This window comes from Listeria immobilis (genome assembly GCF_014322765.1).
GTDB classification, from domain to species: Bacteria; Bacillota; Bacilli; order Lactobacillales; family Listeriaceae; genus Listeria; species Listeria immobilis.
In genome coordinates, this window is the sequence record NZ_JAASTZ010000022.1 from 19,844 (window position 1) to 42,165 (window position 22,322).

Here is a 22,322-nt window from a genome sequence, read left to right on the forward strand (position 1 = left end):
ATAGTTACATTTGTTTTTATTGTCAAGTATTACTATTTAATTTATTGATTTTTCGTGTGAGATTAATAAACATTTTTCCATATAACACGATAATTAATACAATAAGAATAGCATAGATAATTTTTAAAGAATTGGATGGAAGAAATATGGCCATAAAAAGCAAAATCAGGCTTAATAATCCGCCAAATAGCGACCAGCGTTTACGGATGTTTTGAAATAAATGAACGAACGATTCTTTATCCGTGAAAACGTCTTCGGTTGCTTCAGTCTCAGTAGCTAGTTTACGAAAATACATCCAGTTGCCATTTAAAATTGGATATGAATAGACATGTTCCCAACCTGCATCCGCAAAAAGTGTTTTATACGCCTCTTCATCACCAGTTGTTTCTTTAAAATCGAGTGCATAAGTGTAAGTTGCTGGTTCTCCTTTTTCAAAATGATATCTAAATGATTTGTACTCTGTAAAAAGCCAGCCTTGCTTTGCCATTTCATTTAAATAGGCTACTTCCTTTTCCATATTGTCAACTGTGAAAAATTTCAAGACTTTCTTTTCCATTTTTATATCCCCCTCGTATTTCTATATAATTCTTCAATGCGTGTTTTTTCTAACTGTAAAATTGCTTTGCCGGTTTCAGTAATTTGATAGATTTTTCGATTGCTTTCTTCTTGGATAATCTGGATAAGTCCGTCTTTACTCATTTTGGATAGGCTTCCGTAAATAGTTCCTGGACCGAGTTTTATTCGGTTATTTGTCATTTCAGTAACATTTGTGATAATTGCATAGCCATGTCTTGGTTCTATTAATGATAATAATATGTAAAAAGCGGTTTCTGTCATTGGCAGATAGATTTTTCGTAATTTTTCTTCCACAACTATATCGCACCTCGATGTATTTAATAATCATACTATATCACGACTCGATATAATTTGCAAGATAGTTCTAGCCAATTTTTCACTTCCAATATTTTTGTTAAATACCAACCATTTTTCAGGATTTTCCATCATTTTAGTATGAATAATGGCTTTGCTTTTACTAGTAAATAGGTTATCCCAGTAAAACATTTTTTGGAGCATTTTCCATTTAACTGGATAATGTGCTGATTCGATTCGTAGCCATTGTTTAACTTGGCGTTTTATTAATTGATAGCGGATTTGCTTTTTAGGAAAATCTAAAAAAACGATGATATCTGCTTGATTAAAGCTATCCATCGTCCATGGCTCTATATGTACGCCTTCGATAATCCAGACTTCCTTTTGCAAAACCTGCCTTAATAATGCGGCTTTTTCAGAATTGGGTCGTCTTACTTCTGTTTGCTCTCTTTTCCAGACAAGTTGGTCGGTTTCAAAATACGGAATACCTTCTATATCTGAGAGTTTTCTTGCTAGTGTCGTTTTCCCACTTCCGACAGATCCAATGATACGGATTTTCATTCAATTACCTCACTTTAAAATTAATACTATCTTTTTACCCCACTTTTATTTTATAATTATCTCATTGTGATACAAAGGAGGGTCTTGCTTGATTATTTTATTTATCGTATCTGGTTTACTTGCCGGCATGGTTTTACCAGTACAAACAGCTATTAATACACGGCTTAGTACATATACGAAATCCCCATTTCTAGCTTCATGGGTTTCTTTTATGGTCGGGACAACCGTTTTACTGATTGTTTGCTTATTTACCCAAAGGTCGTGGCCGATTTCATCCGAAATGATTAGCTCTAACCCTTGGTATATTTGGGTTGGGGGTGGTACTTTAGGAGTTATATTTTTAACTGCTAATATTTTACTTTTACCTCGTCTTGGTTCTGCACTACTGGTAATGATTACAGTTTGTGGACAAATGATTATGGCTATTATAATTGATCATTTTGGTTTATTTCAAGTACCAATACATGAAATAAACATGGAGCGTTTACTTGGTGTTATTTTAATGTTTGGTGGCATTTATTTGATGCAACGATTTTAAAAGGAGGACAAAAACATGGCAAAAAGATCATCTAAATCATTAATACTTTTTATGGCGATGGGGCTTGTTTCTGGGCTTTTGTCACCGATTCAAACTTCGATTAATAGTCAATTGCGTGTGACAGTTGGTTCTCCTTTTGTGGCATCTTTTATTTCATTTTTAGTAGGAACCACTTTGCTGACAATTGTTTGCTTAATCGTAGAGCGACGTTTAACGTTCCAGCTTAAAGGAGTTGGCCGGATTCCGTGGTGGGTCTTTACAGGCGGCGCGCTTGGAGTACTTTTTGTTACTTCAAATATTTTATTGTTACCATTACTTGGTTCAGCGATGACGGTTGTTTTAGCACTTTGCGGTCAGATGATTATTGCACTTATTATTGATCATTTTGGCTTTTTTGGTGTCATTCCCCATCCGATTAATCGTTACCGAATGATTGGCGTTCTATTAATGCTTATCGGCGTGTTTTTAATTCAACATTTCTAATAATAAAACCTCTCCTACAATTGGCTGGAGAGGTTTTATTATTATTTCTTTTTATTTCTAAACACTAATTCGGAATTTTTATAAAAAACATCTGTTTTACCTGCACGAAAATTGACTACTCGAGCAACTGCAAAAAAATAGTCTGACAAGCGATTGACATATTTCAGTACCTCTTGATTAGAAGTAGCGATTTTTAGCATCCCAACGATTTCTCGTTCTGCTCGTCTTGCCACGGTTCTTGCCATATGAAGTAATGCGGCAGCTTCTGTACCACCTGGAAGGATGAATTTTTCGATTTCCGGTGGCTCGTCGGCATAGTTATCAATTCGATTTTCTAACCATGCAACGGGTTCACTGGTTAGTTTATATGGACGTTTCCCTTCTTCTGTTGCTAAGTCTCCTCCAGCATCAAATAATTGTTGCTGGATTTGTTCTAATTCTGCTTGAATTTCTGGTTCAGTGGAAAGTGTTGTAATCGTATAACCAATCAGCGAATTTAGTTCATCGAGTGTTCCATAAGCATCTATTCGAATGTTGTCTTTACTAACTTTACTACCTCCAATAATTCTCGTCATTCCTTTGTCGCCGGTTTTAGTGTAGATACGCATATTTGTTCTCCTTTCATAATTTTCTCTAACCTGTCCATTTGAATATTTTCTTCTAATAGGGTTGCTAATTTATTGTATTCTTGCTCTTTATGTTCTTTTAAAGGAATGATTTCATGAGGATATAGCATTTGTTGTTTCCTAATTAGCAATTCATCTAATAGCCTTTTTAAGAATTCCGCATTATCAAAAACGCCATGGATATATGTTCCGATAATATGTTGATTGGAAGAAACGGCACCATCTTGATGGACTTTCTCGTCCCCATTGACGGATTGAATTTCACAAAACGGCTTCGTATTTTGCATTCGTTTCGTTTGTCCCATGTGGATTTCGTATCCTTCAACTGGTTCGCCTAAAAATGTTACTCCGCTAATTTGTGTCGTTTGTTTTTCGGTTTGAAAAGTGGTTTCGGTATTTAACAATCCTAGTCCGGCAATTTCATGATGATTACTTTCGACTTGGTTTGGATCCAACATTTTTTGACCTAGCATTTGATATCCACCACAAATCCCAATTACTTTGCCATTTTTCCAAGCATAGTTTTGAATTGCTTTTTTAAGACCTGACTCTTCTAAAAAATGCATATCCTCTAGCGTATTTTTGCTGCCAGGAATAATTAGTAAATCTGGATTATCAAAATCGGCGACATTTTTTATGTAACGTACACTTATGTCTGGTTGGATTTCCAAACTATGAAAATCAGTAAAATTGGAAATGCGCGGTAAACAAATAACGGCAATATCAAGTAATGCAGAATCGTCTGCGCTGACATTTTTCCCACTAAGAGCGACACTATCCTCTTCTTCTAATTGTAAGTCTGCATATGGAATAACGCCGATAACTGGTACATTAGTTAGCGCTTCTATCATTTCAATTCCAGGTTGTAATAGTGCCACATCTCCTCGGAATTTATTGATAATCACTCCTTTTAACCGTGCGCGCTCTTCTTCTTTTAAGAGCATTATCGTTCCATAAATCGAAGCGAACACGCCGCCTTTGTCTATATCTGCAACTAAAACGACTGGCGCATCTACCATTTTTGCCATTCCCATATTTACGATATCGCGATCATTTAAATTAATTTCTGCTGGACTACCGGCACCTTCTAATACAATAATATCATTTTCAGCGGCTAAACTCTGGTAAACTGCTTGAATTTTTGGAATGAGTGTTTGTTTGAAATCATGGTAACTAACTGCGTCCATATTGTCGAGAATGGTTCCCATAAAAATCACTTGTGACTGCCGGTCGTTTGTTGGTTTAAGTAACACTGGATTCATACGAACATCAGGAAATACTCCGGCTGCTTCTGCTTGGAAAACTTGCGCTCGTCCCATTTCTTCTCCTGTTGCTGTAATAAAGGAATTTAGTGACATATTTTGTGATTTAAAAGGAACTACACGAAATCCTCTATTTTTAAATAAGCGACATAAACCTGCAACAATAACGCTTTTACCTGCGTCCGATGCGGTTCCTTGTATCATAATTTGTTGCGTCATTCATTTGCCTCCTTGCTTGACTGTGCGAAAAATTCTGCTTCTTTTTTAAATAATGGATAACCCGCTTGCTGATGTAATTTAATTAACCATGGTTGAACTAGACCTGCTGCTTCTATGTGGTTTTTTTGTAAAAACACAGCACTAGTTTCCCCATCAGTCAAAACTTCCCCGTTTTTTAACATATACACATAGTCACATATTTCATATATTAAATCGATATCATGGCTAGAAATAAGTATTTTCTTTCCTTCTTTTGCCAACCGTTCGATAATTTCCATCATGATTTTTTTACCAATTGGGTCTAGCCCAGCAGTAGGTTCATCGAGGAGCAACCAATCTGTATCAAGGACTAATGCACCTGCAATTGCAACTCGTTTTTTTTGACCGTAGCTTAAATATTGAACTGGTTTGTCTTGGAAATCTGTTGCACCCACAATATTAAGTACGTGCGAAACCCTCGCTTCAACTTCTTGTTCTGCAACACCTAAGTTTCTTAGTGCAAAAGCAACATCATCCCGAACATTGGAATAAAAAATTTGCTGTTCTGGATCTTGAAATACGATACTCACTTTTTTTCGTAAAGCAAATAAGGTTTTTTTATTATAAGTAAGTGGTTTACCTTCAAAATATACCTTGCCTTGTGTTGGCTTATTAATTCCTAATAATTGCATAAAAAGCGTGGATTTTCCTGAACCATTTGCACCAATTAAGCCGATAATGTTTCCTTTCGCTAAATCAATCGACACATTAGTTAGCGCTTTTTTTCCGTCTTCGTATGCAAATGAAAGATGTTCTGTTTTAAGCACCTTGGCTTCCTCCTAGATATGAAATTCACCTTGATATAGCTTAACATCAAGTGTTATTACCATTTCATTATATCTTTTCATCACTCGATTAAACAATGTATTTACGAGCATTCCAAACGAACGATAGCTATTTTTAAGCCCATAATAACCAAAACGCAAACGCTGTGCTTTTCGAATCGCAGCTGCTTCTTCTAAAAAGATAAAGATAAATCGATAAATCAAAATCGTTAATTCAATAAGTATTTTAGGAATAAAAATTTGATGCATTACTTTGGTTAACTGTACTACAGGAACTGTCAAAACAAAGAAGTATGTTGCGGATAAACAAGCAATGCTACGAAAGAAAACTTGTGTTGCCGTTGTAATTGTCACTTCTGAAATCCCAAAATAGAAACTACCAATGGAAATGGATGTAATAAAACTGCTAGGATCTTTGGAGATGGAAATTAAAATAGAGAGCAAACTAAATAATAAAAATGAAAATGGTAATAGGAGCCATTTCAAATACAGTTTAAAATGAATTTTAACAACATATAAAGTGAGTGGCACTATACATAAAAACAGGAGTGCTTGAACAATAACGGGTCCTGTTAACGATAAGATTAGTATAGCTAAATAAAATAATGCTTTTCCTGATGGAGAAAATGCTATCCAGCGATTTTGGTACGCGTATTTATCAATCGTCAGCATCAGTTTGCGCCTTCTTTTTACCGCGACTTACGCCAATAACATAAGCAATTATTCCTGTTCCAATACAACCTTGAAGTGTAAATAACAAGCTTTCAATTTCACCACTTTTCGGTTCATAAATTGGTGTAAACCATGGTTCATAGTCAGGATCGATTTTGGTGATTTCTGCTTCTGCCTCGCCGTCGGAACCTCCGTACTCAGCCGTTTTATTGAAGAAAAAGGGACTCATCATAATTAAAATGACTAGGAGGATTAAAATAATATTAATATTAATTTTTTTCATCGTAATTGTGCCACCTTTTCTGGTAGATTTTTACTAATTAGATTATACATAACAACTGTTAGTAACCCTTCTGCAATGGCAATTGGTACTTGGGTAACACAGAAAATCGCCATAAATTTAAGAATAGATGCCATCATCCCGGATGCCGGATCTGGAAAAACAACCCCCAGCTGTACACTAGTTGTAAGGTATGTTGCTAAGTCTGCTGTCATTGCACACAGGAAAATCGAAACACTTTTATTACAGTTTAATTTACGTGCTAATTTATAAACGACAAAACCAACCATTGGACCAATAACAGCCATTGACATTGCATTTGCTCCAAGTGTTGTAATCCCACCGTGCGCCAGAAGTAAGGCTTGGAAAAGTAACACAATGACACCAAGCACACTAACAACAAGAGGACCAAACATAACCGTTGCAAGACCAACACCGGTTGGATGCGAACATGAGCCTGTTACAGAAGGAATTTTTAGTGCTGATAAAACAAAAATAAAAGCCGCACATAGAGCTAAGAGTAATTTATTATTTTTATCTAATGCAATCAATTTACGAATTCGGATTAAGCCAAGTACAAGAAATGGAATAAAAACAATTAACCAGAAAACAGCCCATTTAACTGGCAAAAAGCCCTCCATAATGTGCATTGCGTGGGCAGATTCTGGATTTGTTAAAGTAAAATAAATGACGCCAATTAAAATAAATGGTAGGAATTTCCATAATTTTTTCACCTGTATTGCTCCCTTCTTTTTTTCACGATAATGGTGGTAAAATAAGATATTTTCTCTGTAGGATTAATGTTTTGCATGCCATTTGTTATTTTTTCTGTCGCCATTGCAACATCACTAACGATAACTGCTGCATCTAATAAATCCATTTTTTCAAGTAAGGTTTTAATAAGTGGTAAATTACTTGCTGCTTTCATTAAAACAACTGTATCAAAGTGCTGTAATGCTTGCTCAATTTTTTCCGCACCTGCTGTTACAGGAACCACCGCAAAACTTTCTTCATCCATTACAAGTGGCAATTCAATCCGAGAAGCGATATTTACGAAAGAAGAAATTCCTGCTAAAGTAGTTGTTTCAATTTCCCCTTTTAAAAGCTCTAGTAAATAGCTGTATGTACTGTAAATCATTGGGTCACCAAGGGTAATAAAGCCAACATCATATCCTTTTTTAACATCTGCTTTAATTTCTTCGGCGATTTCTTTCCATGCGAGCTTTTTCTCGTCTTTATTGTAGCTCATTGGAAAATGGCGCTCTTTTATAATAAGCGAGTCTTGTAAATAAGGTGCTACAATTCTCCTCGCTAAACTTTCTCCACCTTTCTTTGGCTGTGGTGTGTAAAGAATAGCTAATTGTCCTAGTCTTTCAGCTGCTTCGATAGTGATTAATTTGCTATCTCCTGGACCAGTACCAATTCCATAAAATTTAGCCACGATGATTCACCCTTTCAATTGCGGTATGAATATGTTCGATAAACTGAGCTTGGATAAGCGGATTTTCACCTAATCCTTGTAAATAACATTCAGTCTCGATGCCAGCTTTTTCTAAAGTACTTTTCCATGAATCCTCCTCATCTGAAGCCATATCATTTGTCGCATGGTCTCCGGCAACAAGCATAAATGGCATTAGGTGCGCTTTTGTTATTTGCGCCTTTTGTAGCCGATCAATCACTTGGTCAAGACCTGGATAACTTTCTACTGCACAAAGATAGATAGGTTCATTTAGCAGCATATGATCAAGGCAAGCATAGGCACTAAAAGCATGATGTTTCGAACCATGTCCCATTAAAATAAGTGCTTCATTTGCATTTAATTTTGGCATTTGATAGCGAATCGCCTCGATGGCTGCTTCATAATCCTCCTTAGAATCTAGCAGTGGCTGGCTAATAATGATCGAATCAAAATCTGCTTGGAATTTTTCAACTTGAGCAGTAATTTTCTCAAATTCCCCACCACTAATAATATGAAGTGACTGAATAATGACTTCTTTATAGCCTAATTCTTTTAGTTGACTCAAAGCCTGACTCGGCGTATTAATATCCAAGTTATCTCGTGTTTTCAATTTTTTTATTATTTTGTTGGAAGTAAAAGCGCGAAAAACCGTATAATCAGGAAATTCTTTTGCAACTCTTTTTTCACACGCTTCGATAGTTTTTTCTCTTGTTTCTGGGTAACTTGTACCGAAACTGACAACTAAAATGGCTTTTTTCATTGTGGTACTCCTTCTAGTTTTGTTTTTTTAATTAATTTGATAAGACTTTCAGGCGTAGCGCTTTCGGCTTCGTAAAAATCATGGAATCCAAACGTTTTTAATGTGGCACTAGTGAATTTTCCGATGGATAAAATGGTTTTCTGTTGTAAAAGGGCTTTTTCTTCGGATGTTAATACTTCTAGTAAATTATGGACTGCGCGCGAACTTGCAAAACAAATTTGATCAAAACATTGTAAATCAAATGGGCGTTCGGTCACTGGTCGCATATCATATAGTGGCATCATTTGGATAGATGTTATTTCTGGTAACATCGCTTTTACTTCAGCTGTATCAATCACACTTCCAATAATAAGACTGCTCTCGTTTTTTTGGATGCGCGGTAAATGTTCTAAAACAAGCTCATTACTACGTCTTTTAATGAATGTATCAGGAATAATTCCTTTTTCTTTAAACGCCTCGTTTGTTTGTTTGCCAATTGCTGTAAGATGCGTATTTTTCAAGCTGCGTATATCCAAATTAATTTCTGTAACATAGCTAAAAAATCGTTCTACTGCCTCTTTAGAAGTAAACAGTAGCTCACTTTTTCTAGCAAGTTGCTCAGCTGTTGTGGTTGGCTTGATGTCTAACACTTGAATATTAGGATACATGGTTACTTCTCCGCCTAAATCACGAATATTTTCTGCGAGCATGCTTTTTCCTGCTCGTGCTCTTGGTAGCAATATTTTTGTATGAAATAAAGGCATTTCTTCAAAAAAGTTCAATTGCGGTCTGAGTGTAACCACATCCCCCACTACAATAAGTGCTGGTGATGAAATACCTGATTCAGCTACTTTTTGTTCAATCGTAACTAGGTCGCCAGTAACAGTAAGTTGTTTCCCGCGTGAAGCCCACTGCACGATTCCAACTGCGGTTTCTGGCTTTCGACCTCCTGCTAGCAAGTTAGCACAAATATTGGGAAGATTAGTCATTCCCATCAGAAAAACGAGTGTTCCTTCTAGTCGCGCTAATGCTTCCCAATCAAGTGGATCGCGACCTTTTTTCAAATGTCCCGTAATAACGTGAAAACTAGAAGCAAAATCCCGATGTGTAACTGGAATTCCAGCATAGGCTAATCCACCAATGGCAGAAGTAATTCCTGGGATAACTTCAAATGGAATCCCTGCTTGGTAAAGTGTTTCGCCTTCCTCCCCCCCTCGTCCAAATACATAAGGATCACCAGCTTTTAGACGAACAACTAACTCATTTACTTTTGATTCACGGACTAAAATTTGTTCGATTTCTTCTTGTGGAATTGGGTGATGGGATGGTTCTTTTCCAACATAGATTAGTTTACAGCTTGCTTTTCGTTCTTGAAGCATTGCTGGTTCGACTAAACGATCATATACAATTACATCTGCTTTTTGGAGTGCAGCAAGTCCTTTGACTGTTAGTAACTGCGCATCTCCTGGACCGGCACCAATTAATATGACTTTTCCCATTAGTAGACCTCCAATTGTGTTAAAATTTCTGGTAGTTCGGATAGTTGATTTATTTCAACTGGATAATTTAAGCATTTCCGACGAATAACGATCACCGGAATGTTTAGTTCGGCCGCTGCGGCTAATTTTTCTTGAAAACCACCTTGCTTGCCACTTTCTTTTGTAATTAACACATCTGCTTGCGTCATTTCCAGCTGCGTTTTATTTGCTTCTGTTGTGAAGGGACCTTTCATTCCAATTAACTGATCAGCCACTAGTCCTAGTTCTTCTGCAGAACGAATAACTGCTGAGACTGGTAAAATGCGTGCAATAATATGTTTATGCTTTAATCGCTCGACAAATTCCGGTAAATTTTTGCTGCCAGTAGTTAAAAAAATGCGTTCTCCGAGTTTATTAGCAACTGTGCAAGCTTCTTCTACATCTGCAACTAAAATAGTATTATCGGTTTGTTCCCTCGTACGTTCAAAACGAATATAAGGAATTTCTGCTTCTAAACATGCTTCCATCGCTGTTTCAGAGACAATCGTCGCAAACGGATGGGTGGCATCAATTACAGCTGTCACTCTCTCTGTTTGCCACTTTGTGAGCATCTCTGCTTTCGTTAATCTGCCACAAAAAACCTTTTTCGCATGTTGCTTTGCTAGCGTCTCACCATATTCCGTTGCAACAGAAAGTGAAAAATTAGCTCCTTTTTTTGTTAGCATATCACTAATCATTAAACTATCCGATGTCCCGCCAAGTACGAATATCATAGTGAGTATCCACGTGGCGTTATCATTTTGCCATTTTTTACATAGGTTTCTTTATTTCCAACAATAACCATCGTAGTCATATCTACTAATTCATAATCAATGTCATGCATAGTAGTAATGATTTTTCGTTCTTCTTTACGACCAACATCTTTTACTATACCGACGACTGTATCAGGTGATTTAAATGCCATCATTTGCTGAAAAGCATTTGCTAAATGATTGGCGCGCCCTTTGCTTCTTGGGTTATAAAAGCAAACGATAAAATCGCCCATCGCTGCATATTTTAGCCGTTTTTCAATAACTTCCCACGGGGTCATTAAGTCACTCAAACTAATATGGCAAAAGTCATGCATAATTGGTGCACCAAGGACAGCCGCCGCACCAATACTCGCTGTTATTCCGGGAACGACTTTTACTTCTAGGTTTGAATCACTTTTTTCAGCTAGTTCTAAAACTAAACCAGCCATGCCATAAATCCCTGCATCTCCGCTTGAAACAACCGCAACTTTTTTTCCAGCTAAGGCAATATCAACCGCTTTTTGACAACGATCAATTTCTCTCCGCATACCTGTTTTTACAACTTCTTTTCCTTCGATAAGTTCTTTGATTAATTTAATATATGTTACATAGCCAACGATAACGTCTGCTTCCTCTATAGCTTGGAGCGCTTCCCCTGTCATTAAACGTTGATCTCCTGGGCCAATACCAATCACATAAATCATTTTGCCACCTCATTATTATTATTAGTTAATTTTCCTGCTGCAAATGTCACACCATTTTCTGCATATCTAGTAGAAATAACATTCCCATTACTTCCAATATCTGCAGCGGATAAAGCAACATTTCCCACTTTGACTGCTTTTTTGACAAATTCGGATGTTGGATATTTTTCTGCAACAGTTTGTAATTTTTCTGCAGTATGGACGATAAATTGCATCTCCCATTTTGCAGCTAAATGTTGAATTGCTGGTTCTTGTTCTTTAATAGAAATACTATGAATTTCTGAAAATGCACGCGGATGAATGTTTTCTTGTTCACAAAAATGCTGAAAGGCTAAATCAATCGTTTCATTTGAAATGCCTTTTCGACAACCAACACCTAGCACATATAGCTTAGGAATTAGCTGAATTTGTTCCACGTTAGTTGCTGGAATTTGTTTTTTTGTGGAAATATAAATTTGCGGACTAACTGGCTTTTCAGTAAAGCCTCTTCGGTCAATCGTAAGTGGTTCATCGACATATAGACCGACCTCTTTACCAGCAGCAAGTAAACCATTAATTCGTTTTGTTGTTGCTTTAAAATCTGGTAGATAGCCATTGATAGCTTTGGCGATATTGTCAATTGCCGCCACATTTGCGCGGTCAGTTGCAGTGGTGATTACGGCCACACCATTTGTTATTAAAGCAATTTCTTCTGTTAATTCATTGGCTCCACCGATATGACCAGATAGCAAACTAATTATAAATTCTCCGTGTTCATCCATAACAAGTACCGCTGGATCAGACAATTTATCTTGAATGACAGGGGCAAGTGTTCGAACGACGATTCCAGTAGCCATAATACAAATCAAAGCTTGATACTCCGAAAAAAGTTTTCGCAGTCCTTCACCAAAATTAGGTTTTAAGGCTTTACTTTTTTCATTTTTATATTTTTCTGGGACAAAAATAGTTCCCTCTAGCTTATGGTTTAATTGAATTGCAAGATTTCTGCCACGTTCAGTAACAGCAATGATAGCAATTTTATCTATACTCATGTTTAAAATCCTTATCATACAGTTTGGAATAATAGAATTCTTCCCCTAAAAAGTCTCCCACCATAATAAGTGCGGTTTTGGTAATACCTGCCTCAGTGACTTTCATAGCGATATCATCCAATGTTCCTGTTACTTTTTTCTCCTCTGCCCAAGTTGCTTTATAAATGACAGCAGCGGGAGTTTCAGGTTTATAACCACCTTTAATAAGTTCGGAAACTACTTTTCGGATACCTTGAACTGAAAGGAAAATTACCATGGAGGTTTGATGTGCCGCATATGATCGAAGGGACTCACGGTCTGGGACTGGTGTTCTTCCTGCCATACGTGTAATAATCACACTTTGACTTACTTCTGGAACAGTATATTCCACACCAAAACTACTTGCTGCCCCAAGGAATGAGCTAACGCCTGGTGTACAAGTAAATGGAATATCACGTTTTTTCATTTCCTCTACCTGTTCTCGAATTGAACCGTAAATGGAGAAATCACCTGTTTGCAAGCGAACTACCTCTTTTCCGGCTGTTACTCCTTGTTCCATACAATCAATTATTTCAATTAAATTCATACTTGCACTATTATGAATTTCACAGTCAGCTTTACAATAATCTAGTAATTCTGGATTTACGAGCGATCCCGCATAAATGACTACATCTGCTTCTTTTAATAGTTGATATCCTTTTAAGGTAATTAATTCTTTGTCTCCCGGACCTGCGCCGACGAAATGTACTTGTGCCATTTTTTTCACTCCTCTATTTTTTTACAACCAATAACGATTGTTGGATTTTGCGGTTCAAAATAATGCCCCACGCCAAGCTTATGCCAACTTGCTACTTGAATTTGTTTCATTGTTATTTCACTAACTGCACACTTTTCTAAATGTTGCATTGCTGTAAGAGCATTTTCAACTAAAATAAAATTGAGTACTAAGCGACCATTCGTTTTTAAATGTTGTAATGACCAATCGATTATTTCAGTTAAATTCCCGCCACTACCACCAATGAAAATGGCATCAAATTTATTGGTGGATGCTATTTCTACTGGTGCATAAGCTTGGATAATGTCGATATTTTGCAAACCGAATTTTATTTTATTTTGTTTGATAAGCGCTACAGCATCTGGATTTCGTTCAATTGCTGTTACGTGAATTTTGGGGTAGTTACAGGCAACTTGTAGCCCAATACTTCCTGTCCCGGCACCAACATCAAGTAATTTTTTGCTCGAATTATCTAGTTCCAGTAAATCAATGCTCACAGCACGTACTTCTGCTTTTGTCATTGGGACTTTACCACGAATAAATACTTCATCTTTCATCTACAATCACCACTACATTCATATCGTATTTTTTTGCCACTTTATTTGGCGCCAGTTGATGGATTTGTTCCTCCGTTGTACTTAAATTTTCTCCAATATAAATGATTTTTTGTAAGCCGCGTTTTAAAATTTCTTGAGCGATTTCATATGGACCGATAAGTGAATCCGTTACCATCGCTACTTTGGAATGCTGTAGTAAAAAATCAAAATCAGGTGTTTTTCCATGACTACTTGTGATAAAACAATCATTCATTGGAAGCTTCATTTTATGAAACATCATTTGGATAGAACTAATCCCCGGAACAATCCGAACTTCACTTGTAAAATGACGAAGCACCCAATTTCCAATCCCGTAAAGCAAGGGATCTCCGGAAGCTAAAATAACAATCTCCTTGCCCTCGTGCGGAACTGTTTTTAATTCCGCTAATTTTTTCGGTAAAAGTTGTTTAGTAGCTGTTGTTATATTGCTAATTTCTTGTAATTGTCGCTCTGATCCAAAAACTGTATCCGCTATTTTTAGCACTCCTGTTGCTTCAGTTGTTAAAAAATTCGCATCCCCTGGACCAATTCCTACAACACTAATCACTGCCATTCCTCCCGTAAAACTTCTATATCTTTCGTAGAGGCAAGTAAGCCACGTTCAGTCGAAAAAGTAACCACATCAATTTCTACACTTGGTTTGGTGAATTTGAGAAAACGCTCAGATCTGGCTTTTATTTTTTGAACAATTACATCATAAACGTGTGAATATCCAGCTGCTTCAATTAATTCACCAGCTGCCTCTGTTGTATTACATTTTTCAACTTCTTCTAACAGTGAAATTGGTGCCCCAAGAAGTGCAAGATTAGCAACTAAAATTTCAGCCCGAGCATCGGCATCTTTACTATAAGTTGTGAAAATCCCCGCGGATACTTTAACTAATTTTCCAAAGTGCCCTACCATTAATACGCGTTTAAAAGCAAGGCGCTGCGTTTCTTTTAACATATAACCGACAAAATTACTCATCGAAACGACTTGATTATTCGAAAAGCCAAGAGTGTTTTGAACAAAATCATCTCCGTAATTACCTGGCACTAAGATGATTTGTTCCATACCTTGTGTGCGCTTCATCTCTAATTCAATGGAGAGCGATTTCTTCCAACCTTCATCCGACATTGGCGTCACAATTCCGGTTGTTCCAAGGATAGAAATTCCACCTACAATTCCTAAGTTACTATTCATCGTTCGTTTCGCACGTTCTTCTCCTTCTGGTGCATAAATTACAATATTTGCGCCACGAGTTTCACCAAGAGAGTCACGCATTGTTGCGATAATATTTTTTCGCGGTGCCGGATTTATTGCAGCTTCACCAACTGCAACCGAAATGCCTTTTTGTGTAGCGCGACCTATGCCTATGCCTCCGTCTAAATGGATTTTATTTTCTTCGGTTAGTTCTACATCCACAAAAATCCACATTCCATGAGTTGCATCAATATCATCCCCGCCATCTTTTTGTACGGCTGCAGTTGCCTTTGTTTTAGAAAATTTTTGCTTGGCTACTGGGATTTCAAGAATTTGCCCACCGGTTGTTTCTACTTGAACAAGACTTACCTCTTCTTGTGTTAAAATCATTTGCGCGCAAGCTTTAGCGGCAGCGGCGGCACAAGTCCCAGTTGTATAACCTTTTCGATATTTTTTGCCATTATAATAAATAAAATCTTCCATATTTGCCTGCCTTCTTTACATTGTGATAAGAATTGCATTGACTATCGCCGCGGCTAAATTACTTCCACCTTTTCTTCCACGTGCGACAATTGCTGGAATATTGGTTGCCAGTATTTCTTCTTTACATTCTGCGGCTCCTACAAACCCAACAGGTACAGCGATGACTGCATCTGCTTGTAATTGTTCACTTTCGGTCATTTCAATAATTTTATATACAGCTGTTGGGGCATTTCCAAGTACAAATAATTTTGGTCCTTCTTTTAAAGAGGCCAGTTTAATTCCCGCCATCGACCTAGTGATACCATGTTGTTTAGCGATTTCAACCGTTTCTGGATCACTTACATAGCAATGATATTTGCAACCAAGTTCATCTAAAAGTCGCTTATTAATTCCACTTAGCGCCATATTAGTATCGGTAAAAATTGTTCCTTTATTTTGTAAACAATGAATAATTTTTGAAATTACATCCTGTTGAAAAACCAGACTATCTAAATAATCAAAATCTGCTGTCGTATGTATTGCTCGTTTAATAATTGCTTCTTCTATATTATTTTGGAAGCTGTAATCAGGTCTGCTATCATCAATAATTTGTTGAATAATTTCAAAGCTTTTTTCTTCAATTTTCGCTGGATTTTTAATGTAGTTCATTTTGCCACTCCTTTAAAATAGTAATAAATGTATACTTGCAAAAATAATAAACGCACAAATTGATGCTGTATAAAGTAAATAAATTGTTTGGCTAATTTCTTTTTGTGTAACAGGTGCTAAACCGTCACCTATAGTTGGTTTTACGACCTCTTTGCCAAAATATTCATGTGTTCCGCCAAGTGTAATATCCAGTGCACCTGCAACAGCGCCTTCTGGATAGGCACAATTGGGACTTGTATGTTTCTTTCGGTCTCGCCACCCAATTTTCCAGGCCGCTCGTCCATCGTATTTTAAAAGGAAACTTGCTAGTACTAGGAAAAGCCAAGTGAGCCTTGCTGGAATGAAATTAGCAACATCGTCCATTTTTGCTGAAACAAAACCAATAGCGCGATATTTTTCATTTTTATAACCGACCATTGAATCCAGTGTATTTACTGCTTTATACATTAGCGCAAGAACAGGACCGCCGAGAAATAAGTAAAAAAGTGGCGCAATGACACCATCAGCAGTATTTTCTGCCACTGTTTCAATCGTCGCTTTACTAATTTGTTCTCTGGATAGATTCGCCGTATCACGACCAACAATCATGCCAACTTGAATTCTTGCAGCCGTTAAATCATCCTTCGCCAATGTACGCTGAATTTTCCGAGCTTCTTTTGCAAGACATGTCATTGCAAGCGTTGAATATCCCAAATAAATAAAAATCACCACATAGAGCCAGTAAGCTATTTTGCTACTAACTAGAAGGAGCAGCCACGTTATCACTCCAGTTAACCCCACCGTTACTACAAACAAAATTCCTCCTGCAACAAAGAGCCATTTTTCCGACTTGCCTACTTTTCGTAGCAGCGTCCCTAATAACTGAATAAAATTACCGATTGCTTTAATTGGGTGCGGCCAACTGTACGGATCCCCTAGTAGTAAATCTAATATAAAAGAAGTCGTATAAAACAAAACTGGAATCATCTCACCGCTCCAAACATCGAAGCTAAAATAGCTGGGTTTTGATAGAAATGAATATGCAAATAACTCGCAAAAGTATTCCCTTTCTGGTAGCCACCATTCCATTTTTTTATGACAACCCCGTCTCGCATTTTCGTCAGTTCCAAGCAGGTTTTTTCCGTTGTTTCAAAAATAGAATGATGGAACTCATGCCCGCGAATCGTTGTCCCAGTAACGCCAAGCAATGTTGTAGCATCCACAGGAGTAGCAATACAATAGCCAAACTTTCGAAGTCGTTCCGTCATTTTACTAACACCTGAAAAAATTCCGACCATTTCATAAAGTTGACCAGATACTTCTAAGCTTGTTCCTAAATACATCAATCCACCACATTCCGCATAAATGGGTGTTCCTTTTTGATGTGCATTAAAAATCGCTTGACGAATGGTATAATTTTGCGATAGTTGCTGTGCAAACACTTCTGGAAAACCGCCACCAATATAAATAAAATCAGCTTCTGGTAATGTTTTGTCATTAAGTGGACTAAATGGAATCAATTCTGCCCCAGTGGCACTGATTAAATCTAAGTTGTCTTGATAATAGAAATGAAATGCTTCATCTAGCGCATAGGCTACTTTCATTCCAGCAAAATCTGGTAGCGGAAAGTCTAAATTAGAGACAGGAAGCTCCACAGCAGATTCACTAATTTGCAACAATTTTTCCATATCAAGGTGTGCTTCGATCAAGCTTCCAAGTAGCTCCCACTTTGTTTCAAGTTCTCTCATTTCTTCTTGTGGAACTAAACCAAGATGTCTTTCAGGAAGAGCCACATCCGCATTTTTTGGTAAATAACCTATTACTGGTACATTGGTATACCTCTCTATTGCCCCTTTAATTAAAGAAAAATGATTTTCAGATGCAACCCGGTTTACAATAACACCAGCTAATTGTAACTCTGGGTCAAAATTGTTAAAGCCAGCAACGATAGCAGCCGCAGAAGTAGAGATTGCTTTTCCATCAATGACTAAAATAACAGGCGTCTTTGTGCATTTTGCGATAAAAGAAGTACTTGCGTTATCTCGGTCCACTCCTAACCCATCAAATAATCCCATAACACCTTCTATTACTGCTATATCAGCTGATGCCGCGTGCTTTTGAAATAAAGATGCTAACCTGTTATCGTCGGCAATTAAGAAACTATCTAAATTAATGGATGGAACTTCTGTAATTGCTTGATGGTAATTAGTATCAATATAATCGGGACCTACTTTAAAAGGCTGCACAGTAAGACCTCTTTTTTTTAACGCCTGCATAATACCAAGAGTTACTGTTGTTTTTCCAGCGCCACTGGAAGCTGCTGCAATCACGATTTTTTTCATCAGTTTTCACCTTTCTCTTTCTGCATAAAAAAAGACACCAAACAGAACTTTGGCGTCTTTGGGCAGATTTAATCTAGGTATTTCTTTCAAACTCAAAGAAACTTTCCTATCATGAAAATCTGTTTAATAAAGACAACTCGCTCCCTTAGAAGTTGTTACTTAAATATCGAATATACTAGCGGTCTCCTGACTTAACATCATCCTACTTACCAGTCTTCCCGGAAAAAATTTCCAGTGACATACATTTGGCTTTCGTCCGTATTACAGTAGCTAGGGCCTGTAGAGGATTTTCACCTCTTTCCCGGATTAATATATTCACCTATTTAGTTGTTAGTACCCGGCAATCCGCTTTTTCCAGCGTTCCGGTAAAACTTGATACACGATTTCTGCTACAAAAATGTTGCAAATCGTGCCAATCGCTAGGACTGGAAATAATACAAATACTGCTTCGTGCATAAATGGATAAATTGCAAGTAATGATAACGGACAGTTAAAAAGAAAAGCAACAATACTAGATAAACTAATACTAATGTATGGTTTTTTATCTGCTAGTTTTTGTCGCGTAAAACCGTAAGCAATCATTGTTATCCCCATCATTCCAGCGACAATTAAATGTATTGGTAGCGTTAGTGGAAAACCTGCTAATAAAGCAGAAGTCAAATGACCAAATATTCCAAGTATCGCTCCATACATTGGACCAAGTAATAAAGTCCCAATGAAAGCTGGTGCCGCATCAAATGCAATCGAACCCATTAATTTTATGTTTGCGCCGATAACACACATCGCAATCAACATCGCACATAATACTAATTTTTGAATCTTCAACTGAAAAGATCACCCTCTCATGAAAGCGTTATTTCCACCTCATTATATCTCTGTCAAACCACTGGTACAAGGACACAAACAAGCTATAAAACAAAATAGTGCAAGCTTTTACAATCTTATTATTCTCTTTTTCAATGCTAAAAATAGCCCCCAGTGTGAACTATTTATCATATTCCTTCAACAACCAAACAAAGATGACAATATTTTGTTATAAAAAAGAATTTATTGTTCTATTTAAAATGCAAGATAAAACGTTATTTCAAGCTGTTTTATGGTATAATTACGGTAAGAATAAATGGAGGAGCGAGGCATTTTGGAGAAAGAAAATGTGGTAAATATTCAACCTGTTATGTTAAATCAAGTAGACAATCAATTTACAGAGCAAATCCAAGCAGACTTTAACCAAAAAAATCCCGACCACTCCGCCCTGCTTCATTCACTTGAAACAGTGGAAGTACTTGATGTGTTGAGTGATTACTACACTGCACATGAAAAACAAAAACAACCAAAAAAAGAACTCACAGCTTCCAATAAAGCTTGCGGAGAACATAAAGAAATCAAACAAGCAATCCGCTATATTAAGAAAAACATTCACCGCTCGATTACTTTAGAAGAAGTAGCAAATTATGTTTATTTAAGCCCCTTCTACTTAAGTAAATTGTTTAAAAACGAGCTAAACATTAATTTTATCAATTATGTAAATGAACAAAAAATGCTTTATGCAAAAGAGCAGCTGGCGAAAAGTGATTGGGCAGTACATACTATCGCCAAAAATCTAGGCTTTTCAAGAGCTAGCTATTTTTGTAAAGTTTTCAAAAAGACATTTGATATGACACCGAAAGAATATCGTGATTCGCTAAAATAAAAAACCGATTCTAACAATTGCTAGAATCGGTTCAGAGTAACCACTCTAGCACCGTCTCCTATCGGTGTAAAGAAATCGGCTATTTCTTTCATTGCTTTCACTGGGTCAAAGTCTTTTGCTTCTGCTTGTGTTTTTGATATTCTTTCCTAACTGGCTTTCTTGGAGCTATAAATTAGCTCTAGATGTAGAAAAAGAAACGATTGCACTCAATCGCTCCCTTTCTCAAAAATAAATTTTTCTTACAATGAATACAAATTAGCTTTAGTTAGCTATTGGCAACTTGATTAGTGAGTGTATGCCTTACTATCAAGGCTTTACTATTGGTGGATGAGTTCATTGACTCGTCGTATTTGTTCTTCCAGTTCGGACTGTTTGAGATCCCCACTGTCCACTTCACTTTGGTACCGTTCTGAGAATTTTTTGACGGCTGCTTCGGTCGCTTCGGTTAACAAAATCCCTCCCTGCACAAGGGGGTAGAGCACGGTGCTATAATAAGCTTTGGCCGAGTCGTACGCTTTTCCTTTTAAGAAAGGCTCGAGGGGTGAACTGACTAATCGCTTGTTGGAGTGCTTCATAGCCTTCTAAATGTTGCTGGCAAACTTGGCTGGTACTCGTCGCTTGGGCTTTGGATTTAGATACATACATATCAATACTCATGATTTTGCCTCCCGTTGCATGTATTCGTATCCTCTCTTCTTTTGTTAGGAGTCCATTCTCCTGTTCTTAGTATATCATTCACAAATGGAAATACTAGAAAAAACATGGAGCAAAAAAACTAAATATGTTATGGAATTTTCCTACCATTCACACACTAATAATCGGTGCTACTTTTTGTGAATCAGCCAGTTCTCGCTCCCCTAAACATAAATAACTTCCCTTCATAACTGAATGTTTTTATAAAAAAAGGAAAGCACTCAAAACGTGTGCCTTCTCATTATTTTTCCATATTAACCGTGTCGTAAGGGATATTATCTTTATCTCTTATGTCCCTTTCTCTATTTCATTCGTAAAAACATTTTAAATCGCACATTAAAATTTCGCTTAAAATAACGGCATTTTGATGTGAAAGTCTTACTGTTCCTTTTTCTATGTTACTGTAACCGCTAGTGTACTTGTTAAGAACCCTATAATTTTATGATACGATTGGCTGCATTTAGACAATCAAAATACGCCCCAAAGTTAGATTTTTTGGTCTAACTTTTGGGGTCACTACATTCCTCACTTTGTCTACAGTGTGATATCTTTAAAAATAACTTTCAGCAATATCAATGTCATGTGTCATTTCTAATTCCGGGAATTTCTTATCTAGTTTTCTCAAACAGTCAATAAACTTTTGACTTTTCAAATTGGCAGAAACATCTTCAAAGATCTCACTTATCCAATATAAATCATCAGCATTACAATCTTCTAAATATTTTATTGTAGTATCCAGATTATTAGACAAAAGTTCTGTCATTTTATTCCAACATTTTTCAATACCATAATCATCATTCATATTTAATTTTTTTCTTCCAGAAAGTACAATATTCATATTTTCTTTTAAGTCCATTATATTTTTCCACCTTTCAATTTTTATGGTTGTCTAGTAGCATCAGGAAAAATTGTACCAATTTTACCATTTGTTTTTATTACTCCTACTCTCACTCCATTAACTTCTCCAAAAATAACTTCTCCATCATTTACTTTTGCAAATTCTGGAAGTCTTGCTATCTGTTGTCCAGCATTTTCAATATCAGCTGCTGTCCAATTTTTAGGAAACCAAGATTGATTTGAACCTTTTTGTTTGGATTTTGTCTTGTGTTCTGGAACATTTCCGACCCTTACACCATTTGAATATGTTTTTTCGATATTCACTTCTATATTTTGTTTTCTCAAAAAATCAATATTATCCTGCCCATGCCCTCCACCTTTCATTTTTGAAATTGCACCGGTCTTGGGATTTTTAGTGAAGTCACCTAGATTAGCATGTTCTAGCCTTTCTTTAGGAATTTCTATTTTTACTTTAGCCCCACTGGCTTTTTTCGTACTCTTTTTTGCTTCTTTCACCTTGTCTGCTTTTTTATGAATCTTATTTGCGTCTTCTATGCCTTCGTAAACAAATTTAAACCCTT

General features: G+C 36.7%; 30 protein-coding genes, 1 pseudogene and 1 riboswitch. Of the genes and pseudogenes, 3 read left to right on the forward strand and 28 right to left on the reverse strand.

Annotated features, from left to right (window positions below):
• Positions 1-22 precede the first annotated feature (22 nt).
• The 3 genes from HCJ50_RS14055 to HCJ50_RS14065 are packed head-to-tail and all read right to left on the reverse strand — an operon-like array spanning position 23 to position 1,431.
• Positions 23-556, reverse strand: a complete 534-nt coding sequence (locus HCJ50_RS14055; RefSeq protein WP_185395659.1) for a DUF2812 domain-containing protein — start codon at positions 554-556, stop codon at positions 23-25.
• A 2-nt stretch (positions 557-558) separates the two neighbouring features.
• Positions 559-870 (reverse strand): PadR family transcriptional regulator, encoded by a 312-nt coding sequence (locus tag HCJ50_RS14060; RefSeq protein ID WP_185347637.1) that lies wholly within the window; start codon positions 868-870, stop codon positions 559-561.
• A gap of 30 nt (positions 871-900) precedes the next feature.
• A complete protein-coding gene (locus tag HCJ50_RS14065; RefSeq protein ID WP_185347635.1) occupies positions 901-1,431 on the reverse strand; it encodes a shikimate kinase in 531 nt (176 codons plus the stop codon).
• An 88-nt stretch (positions 1,432-1,519) separates the two neighbouring features.
• Here HCJ50_RS14065 and HCJ50_RS14070 point away from each other — a divergent pair, with 88 nt between their 5' ends.
• On the forward strand, positions 1,520-1,969 hold the full coding sequence (locus HCJ50_RS14070) for a DMT family transporter (RefSeq protein ID WP_185347633.1): 450 nt from the start codon (positions 1,520-1,522) through the stop codon (positions 1,967-1,969).
• A gap of 15 nt (positions 1,970-1,984) precedes the next feature.
• Positions 1,985-2,452 carry a DMT family transporter gene (locus HCJ50_RS14075; RefSeq protein ID WP_185347631.1) on the forward strand — a complete coding sequence of 156 codons (468 nt, stop codon included), beginning with the start codon at positions 1,985-1,987 and terminating at the stop codon, positions 2,450-2,452.
• A 41-nt stretch (positions 2,453-2,493) separates the two neighbouring features.
• Here the strand turns inward: HCJ50_RS14075 and HCJ50_RS14080 are convergent, their stop codons facing one another.
• The 20 genes from HCJ50_RS14080 to cblT all read right to left on the reverse strand — a co-directional run bounded on the left by HCJ50_RS14080 (position 2,494) and on the right by cblT (position 19,346).
• Positions 2,494-3,060 carry a cob(I)yrinic acid a,c-diamide adenosyltransferase gene (locus tag HCJ50_RS14080; protein ID WP_185347629.1) on the reverse strand — a complete coding sequence of 189 codons (567 nt, stop codon included), beginning with the start codon at positions 3,058-3,060 and terminating at the stop codon, positions 2,494-2,496.
• Positions 3,024-4,559, reverse strand: coding sequence for a cobyric acid synthase (locus HCJ50_RS14085; protein ID WP_185347627.1), 1,536 nt, complete (start codon positions 4,557-4,559; stop codon positions 3,024-3,026). The genes HCJ50_RS14080 and HCJ50_RS14085 overlap by 37 nt, the downstream gene beginning before the upstream one ends.
• Complete coding sequence (locus HCJ50_RS14090; RefSeq protein ID WP_185347625.1) at positions 4,556-5,365, reverse strand: ATP-binding cassette domain-containing protein; 810 nt, start codon at positions 5,363-5,365, stop codon at positions 4,556-4,558. Before HCJ50_RS14090 ends, HCJ50_RS14085 begins: the two co-directional genes overlap by 4 nt.
• A 12-nt stretch (positions 5,366-5,377) precedes the next feature.
• Positions 5,378-6,055 carry an energy-coupling factor ABC transporter transmembrane protein gene (locus HCJ50_RS14095; protein WP_185347623.1) on the reverse strand — a complete coding sequence of 226 codons (678 nt, stop codon included), beginning with the start codon at positions 6,053-6,055 and terminating at the stop codon, positions 5,378-5,380.
• On the reverse strand, positions 6,042-6,338 hold the full coding sequence (locus HCJ50_RS14100) for an energy-coupling factor ABC transporter substrate-binding protein (RefSeq protein ID WP_185347621.1): 297 nt from the start codon (positions 6,336-6,338) through the stop codon (positions 6,042-6,044). The genes HCJ50_RS14095 and HCJ50_RS14100 overlap by 14 nt, the downstream gene beginning before the upstream one ends.
• On the reverse strand, positions 6,335-6,985 hold the full coding sequence (locus HCJ50_RS14105; protein ID WP_010990808.1) for an energy-coupling factor ABC transporter permease: 651 nt from the start codon (positions 6,983-6,985) through the stop codon (positions 6,335-6,337). The genes HCJ50_RS14100 and HCJ50_RS14105 overlap by 4 nt, the downstream gene beginning before the upstream one ends.
• 80 nt (positions 6,986-7,065) lie before the next feature.
• Positions 7,066-7,776, reverse strand: a complete 711-nt coding sequence (locus HCJ50_RS14110; RefSeq protein WP_185347619.1) for a cobalt-factor II C(20)-methyltransferase — start codon at positions 7,774-7,776, stop codon at positions 7,066-7,068.
• On the reverse strand, positions 7,769-8,554 hold the full coding sequence (locus tag HCJ50_RS14115) for a sirohydrochlorin cobaltochelatase (RefSeq protein ID WP_185347617.1): 786 nt from the start codon (positions 8,552-8,554) through the stop codon (positions 7,769-7,771). The genes HCJ50_RS14110 and HCJ50_RS14115 overlap by 8 nt, the downstream gene beginning before the upstream one ends.
• Positions 8,551-10,032: a uroporphyrinogen-III C-methyltransferase gene (gene cobA / locus HCJ50_RS14120; protein WP_185347615.1), complete on the reverse strand. Its 1,482-nt coding sequence runs from the start codon at positions 10,030-10,032 to the stop codon at positions 8,551-8,553. The genes HCJ50_RS14115 and cobA overlap by 4 nt, the downstream gene beginning before the upstream one ends.
• Positions 10,032-10,784 (reverse strand): precorrin-6A reductase, encoded by a 753-nt coding sequence (cobK, locus tag HCJ50_RS14125; RefSeq protein WP_185347613.1) that lies wholly within the window; start codon positions 10,782-10,784, stop codon positions 10,032-10,034. The genes cobA and cobK overlap by 1 nt, the downstream gene beginning before the upstream one ends.
• On the reverse strand, positions 10,781-11,506 hold the full coding sequence (gene cobJ, locus HCJ50_RS14130; RefSeq protein ID WP_185347611.1) for a precorrin-3B C(17)-methyltransferase: 726 nt from the start codon (positions 11,504-11,506) through the stop codon (positions 10,781-10,783). The genes cobK and cobJ overlap by 4 nt, the downstream gene beginning before the upstream one ends.
• Positions 11,503-12,537 carry a cobalt-precorrin 5A hydrolase gene (cbiG, locus tag HCJ50_RS14135; RefSeq protein WP_185347609.1) on the reverse strand — a complete coding sequence of 345 codons (1,035 nt, stop codon included), beginning with the start codon at positions 12,535-12,537 and terminating at the stop codon, positions 11,503-11,505. Before cbiG ends, cobJ begins: the two co-directional genes overlap by 4 nt.
• Positions 12,524-13,273, reverse strand: a complete 750-nt coding sequence (locus HCJ50_RS14140) for a cobalt-precorrin-4 methyltransferase (protein WP_185347607.1) — start codon at positions 13,271-13,273, stop codon at positions 12,524-12,526. The genes cbiG and HCJ50_RS14140 overlap by 14 nt, the downstream gene beginning before the upstream one ends.
• A gap of 5 nt (positions 13,274-13,278) precedes the next feature.
• The gene (locus tag HCJ50_RS14145; protein ID WP_185347605.1) at positions 13,279-13,848 is read right to left on the reverse strand and encodes a decarboxylating cobalt-precorrin-6B (C(15))-methyltransferase; all 570 of its coding nucleotides are present in this window, start codon (positions 13,846-13,848) and stop codon (positions 13,279-13,281) included.
• Positions 13,838-14,434, reverse strand: a complete 597-nt coding sequence (locus HCJ50_RS14150; protein WP_185347603.1) for a cobalt-precorrin-7 (C(5))-methyltransferase — start codon at positions 14,432-14,434, stop codon at positions 13,838-13,840. Before HCJ50_RS14150 ends, HCJ50_RS14145 begins: the two co-directional genes overlap by 11 nt.
• Positions 14,431-15,552 (reverse strand): cobalt-precorrin-5B (C(1))-methyltransferase CbiD, encoded by a 1,122-nt coding sequence (gene cbiD, locus HCJ50_RS14155; RefSeq protein ID WP_185347602.1) that lies wholly within the window; start codon positions 15,550-15,552, stop codon positions 14,431-14,433. The genes HCJ50_RS14150 and cbiD overlap by 4 nt, the downstream gene beginning before the upstream one ends.
• Positions 15,553-15,567: 15 nt before the next feature.
• Positions 15,568-16,200: a cobalt-precorrin-8 methylmutase gene (locus tag HCJ50_RS14160; protein WP_185347600.1), complete on the reverse strand. Its 633-nt coding sequence runs from the start codon at positions 16,198-16,200 to the stop codon at positions 15,568-15,570.
• Between the two features lie 12 nt (positions 16,201-16,212).
• Positions 16,213-17,163, reverse strand: a complete 951-nt coding sequence (cbiB, locus tag HCJ50_RS14165; protein WP_185347671.1) for an adenosylcobinamide-phosphate synthase CbiB — start codon at positions 17,161-17,163, stop codon at positions 16,213-16,215.
• Positions 17,163-18,521 carry a cobyrinate a,c-diamide synthase gene (locus HCJ50_RS14170; RefSeq protein ID WP_185347598.1) on the reverse strand — a complete coding sequence of 453 codons (1,359 nt, stop codon included), beginning with the start codon at positions 18,519-18,521 and terminating at the stop codon, positions 17,163-17,165. The genes cbiB and HCJ50_RS14170 overlap by 1 nt, the downstream gene beginning before the upstream one ends.
• Before the next feature lie 160 nt (positions 18,522-18,681).
• A riboswitch (cobalamin riboswitch) is annotated at positions 18,682-18,859 on the reverse strand.
• Complete coding sequence (gene cblT, locus HCJ50_RS14175; protein ID WP_185347596.1) at positions 18,852-19,346, reverse strand: alpha-ribazole transporter; 495 nt, start codon at positions 19,344-19,346, stop codon at positions 18,852-18,854. Its footprint overlaps the riboswitch before it by 8 nt.
• A gap of 313 nt (positions 19,347-19,659) precedes the next feature.
• On the opposite strand from cblT, the gene HCJ50_RS14180 reads away from it, so the two are divergent.
• Positions 19,660-20,211 (forward strand): helix-turn-helix transcriptional regulator, encoded by a 552-nt coding sequence (locus tag HCJ50_RS14180; protein ID WP_185347594.1) that lies wholly within the window; start codon positions 19,660-19,662, stop codon positions 20,209-20,211.
• Positions 20,212-20,528: 317 nt separating this feature from the next.
• On the opposite strand, the gene HCJ50_RS15920 is transcribed toward HCJ50_RS14180, so the two are convergent.
• The 5 genes and pseudogenes from HCJ50_RS15920 to HCJ50_RS14200 all read right to left on the reverse strand — a co-directional run.
• Positions 20,529-20,663 (reverse strand): hypothetical protein, encoded by a 135-nt coding sequence (locus HCJ50_RS15920; RefSeq protein WP_260443051.1) that lies wholly within the window; start codon positions 20,661-20,663, stop codon positions 20,529-20,531.
• Positions 20,664-20,697: 34 nt separating this feature from the next.
• Positions 20,698-20,868, reverse strand: a complete 171-nt coding sequence (locus HCJ50_RS15925) for a hypothetical protein (RefSeq protein WP_260443050.1) — start codon at positions 20,866-20,868, stop codon at positions 20,698-20,700.
• A gap of 343 nt (positions 20,869-21,211) precedes the next feature.
• Positions 21,212-21,325 (reverse strand): annotated as a pseudogene (locus HCJ50_RS14190) (helix-turn-helix domain-containing protein); the annotation flags it as partial.
• 129 nt (positions 21,326-21,454) lie between these two features.
• Positions 21,455-21,742, reverse strand: coding sequence for a hypothetical protein (locus tag HCJ50_RS14195; protein WP_185347669.1), 288 nt, complete (start codon positions 21,740-21,742; stop codon positions 21,455-21,457).
• Positions 21,743-21,783: 41 nt separating this feature from the next.
• A partial coding sequence (locus HCJ50_RS14200) for an EndoU domain-containing protein (protein WP_261983606.1) occupies positions 21,784-22,322 on the reverse strand: 539 nt, incomplete at its 5' end.

What these genes read in the sequence shown, in the direction of transcription:
- HCJ50_RS14055 (WP_185395659.1), bottom strand. Translation starts at nt 556, where the DNA reads ATGGAAAAGAAAGTCTTGAAATTTTTCACAGTTGACAATATGGAAAAG.
- HCJ50_RS14065 (WP_185347635.1), bottom strand. Translation starts at nt 1,431, where the DNA reads ATGAAAATCCGTATCATTGGATCTGTCGGAAGTGGGAAAACGACACTA.
- HCJ50_RS14075 (WP_185347631.1), top strand. Translation starts at nt 1,985, where the DNA reads ATGGCAAAAAGATCATCTAAATCATTAATACTTTTTATGGCGATGGGG.
- HCJ50_RS14080 (WP_185347629.1), bottom strand. Translation starts at nt 3,060, where the DNA reads ATGCGTATCTACACTAAAACCGGCGACAAAGGAATGACGAGAATTATT.
- HCJ50_RS14085 (WP_185347627.1), bottom strand. Translation starts at nt 4,559, where the DNA reads ATGACGCAACAAATTATGATACAAGGAACCGCATCGGACGCAGGTAAA.
- HCJ50_RS14095 (WP_185347623.1), bottom strand. Translation starts at nt 6,055, where the DNA reads ATGCTGACGATTGATAAATACGCGTACCAAAATCGCTGGATAGCATTT.
- HCJ50_RS14100 (WP_185347621.1), bottom strand. Translation starts at nt 6,338, where the DNA reads ATGAAAAAAATTAATATTAATATTATTTTAATCCTCCTAGTCATTTTA.
- HCJ50_RS14105 (WP_010990808.1), bottom strand. Translation starts at nt 6,985, where the DNA reads ATGCACATTATGGAGGGCTTTTTGCCAGTTAAATGGGCTGTTTTCTGG.
- HCJ50_RS14115 (WP_185347617.1), bottom strand. Translation starts at nt 8,554, where the DNA reads ATGAAAAAAGCCATTTTAGTTGTCAGTTTCGGTACAAGTTACCCAGAA.
- cobA (WP_185347615.1), bottom strand. Translation starts at nt 10,032, where the DNA reads ATGGGAAAAGTCATATTAATTGGTGCCGGTCCAGGAGATGCGCAGTTA.
- cobK (WP_185347613.1), bottom strand. Translation starts at nt 10,784, where the DNA reads ATGATATTCGTACTTGGCGGGACATCGGATAGTTTAATGATTAGTGAT.
- cobJ (WP_185347611.1), bottom strand. Translation starts at nt 11,506, where the DNA reads ATGATTTATGTGATTGGTATTGGCCCAGGAGATCAACGTTTAATGACA.
- cbiG (WP_185347609.1), bottom strand. Translation starts at nt 12,537, where the DNA reads ATGAGTATAGATAAAATTGCTATCATTGCTGTTACTGAACGTGGCAGA.
- HCJ50_RS14140 (WP_185347607.1), bottom strand. Translation starts at nt 13,273, where the DNA reads ATGGCACAAGTACATTTCGTCGGCGCAGGTCCGGGAGACAAAGAATTA.
- HCJ50_RS14145 (WP_185347605.1), bottom strand. Translation starts at nt 13,848, where the DNA reads ATGAAAGATGAAGTATTTATTCGTGGTAAAGTCCCAATGACAAAAGCA.
- cbiD (WP_185347602.1), bottom strand. Translation starts at nt 15,552, where the DNA reads ATGGAAGATTTTATTTATTATAATGGCAAAAAATATCGAAAAGGTTAT.
- HCJ50_RS14160 (WP_185347600.1), bottom strand. Translation starts at nt 16,200, where the DNA reads ATGAACTACATTAAAAATCCAGCGAAAATTGAAGAAAAAAGCTTTGAA.
- HCJ50_RS14170 (WP_185347598.1), bottom strand. Translation starts at nt 18,521, where the DNA reads ATGAAAAAAATCGTGATTGCAGCAGCTTCCAGTGGCGCTGGAAAAACA.
- HCJ50_RS15925 (WP_260443050.1), bottom strand. Translation starts at nt 20,868, where the DNA reads ATGAGTATTGATATGTATGTATCTAAATCCAAAGCCCAAGCGACGAGT.
- HCJ50_RS14195 (WP_185347669.1), bottom strand. Translation starts at nt 21,742, where the DNA reads ATGAATATTGTACTTTCTGGAAGAAAAAAATTAAATATGAATGATGAT.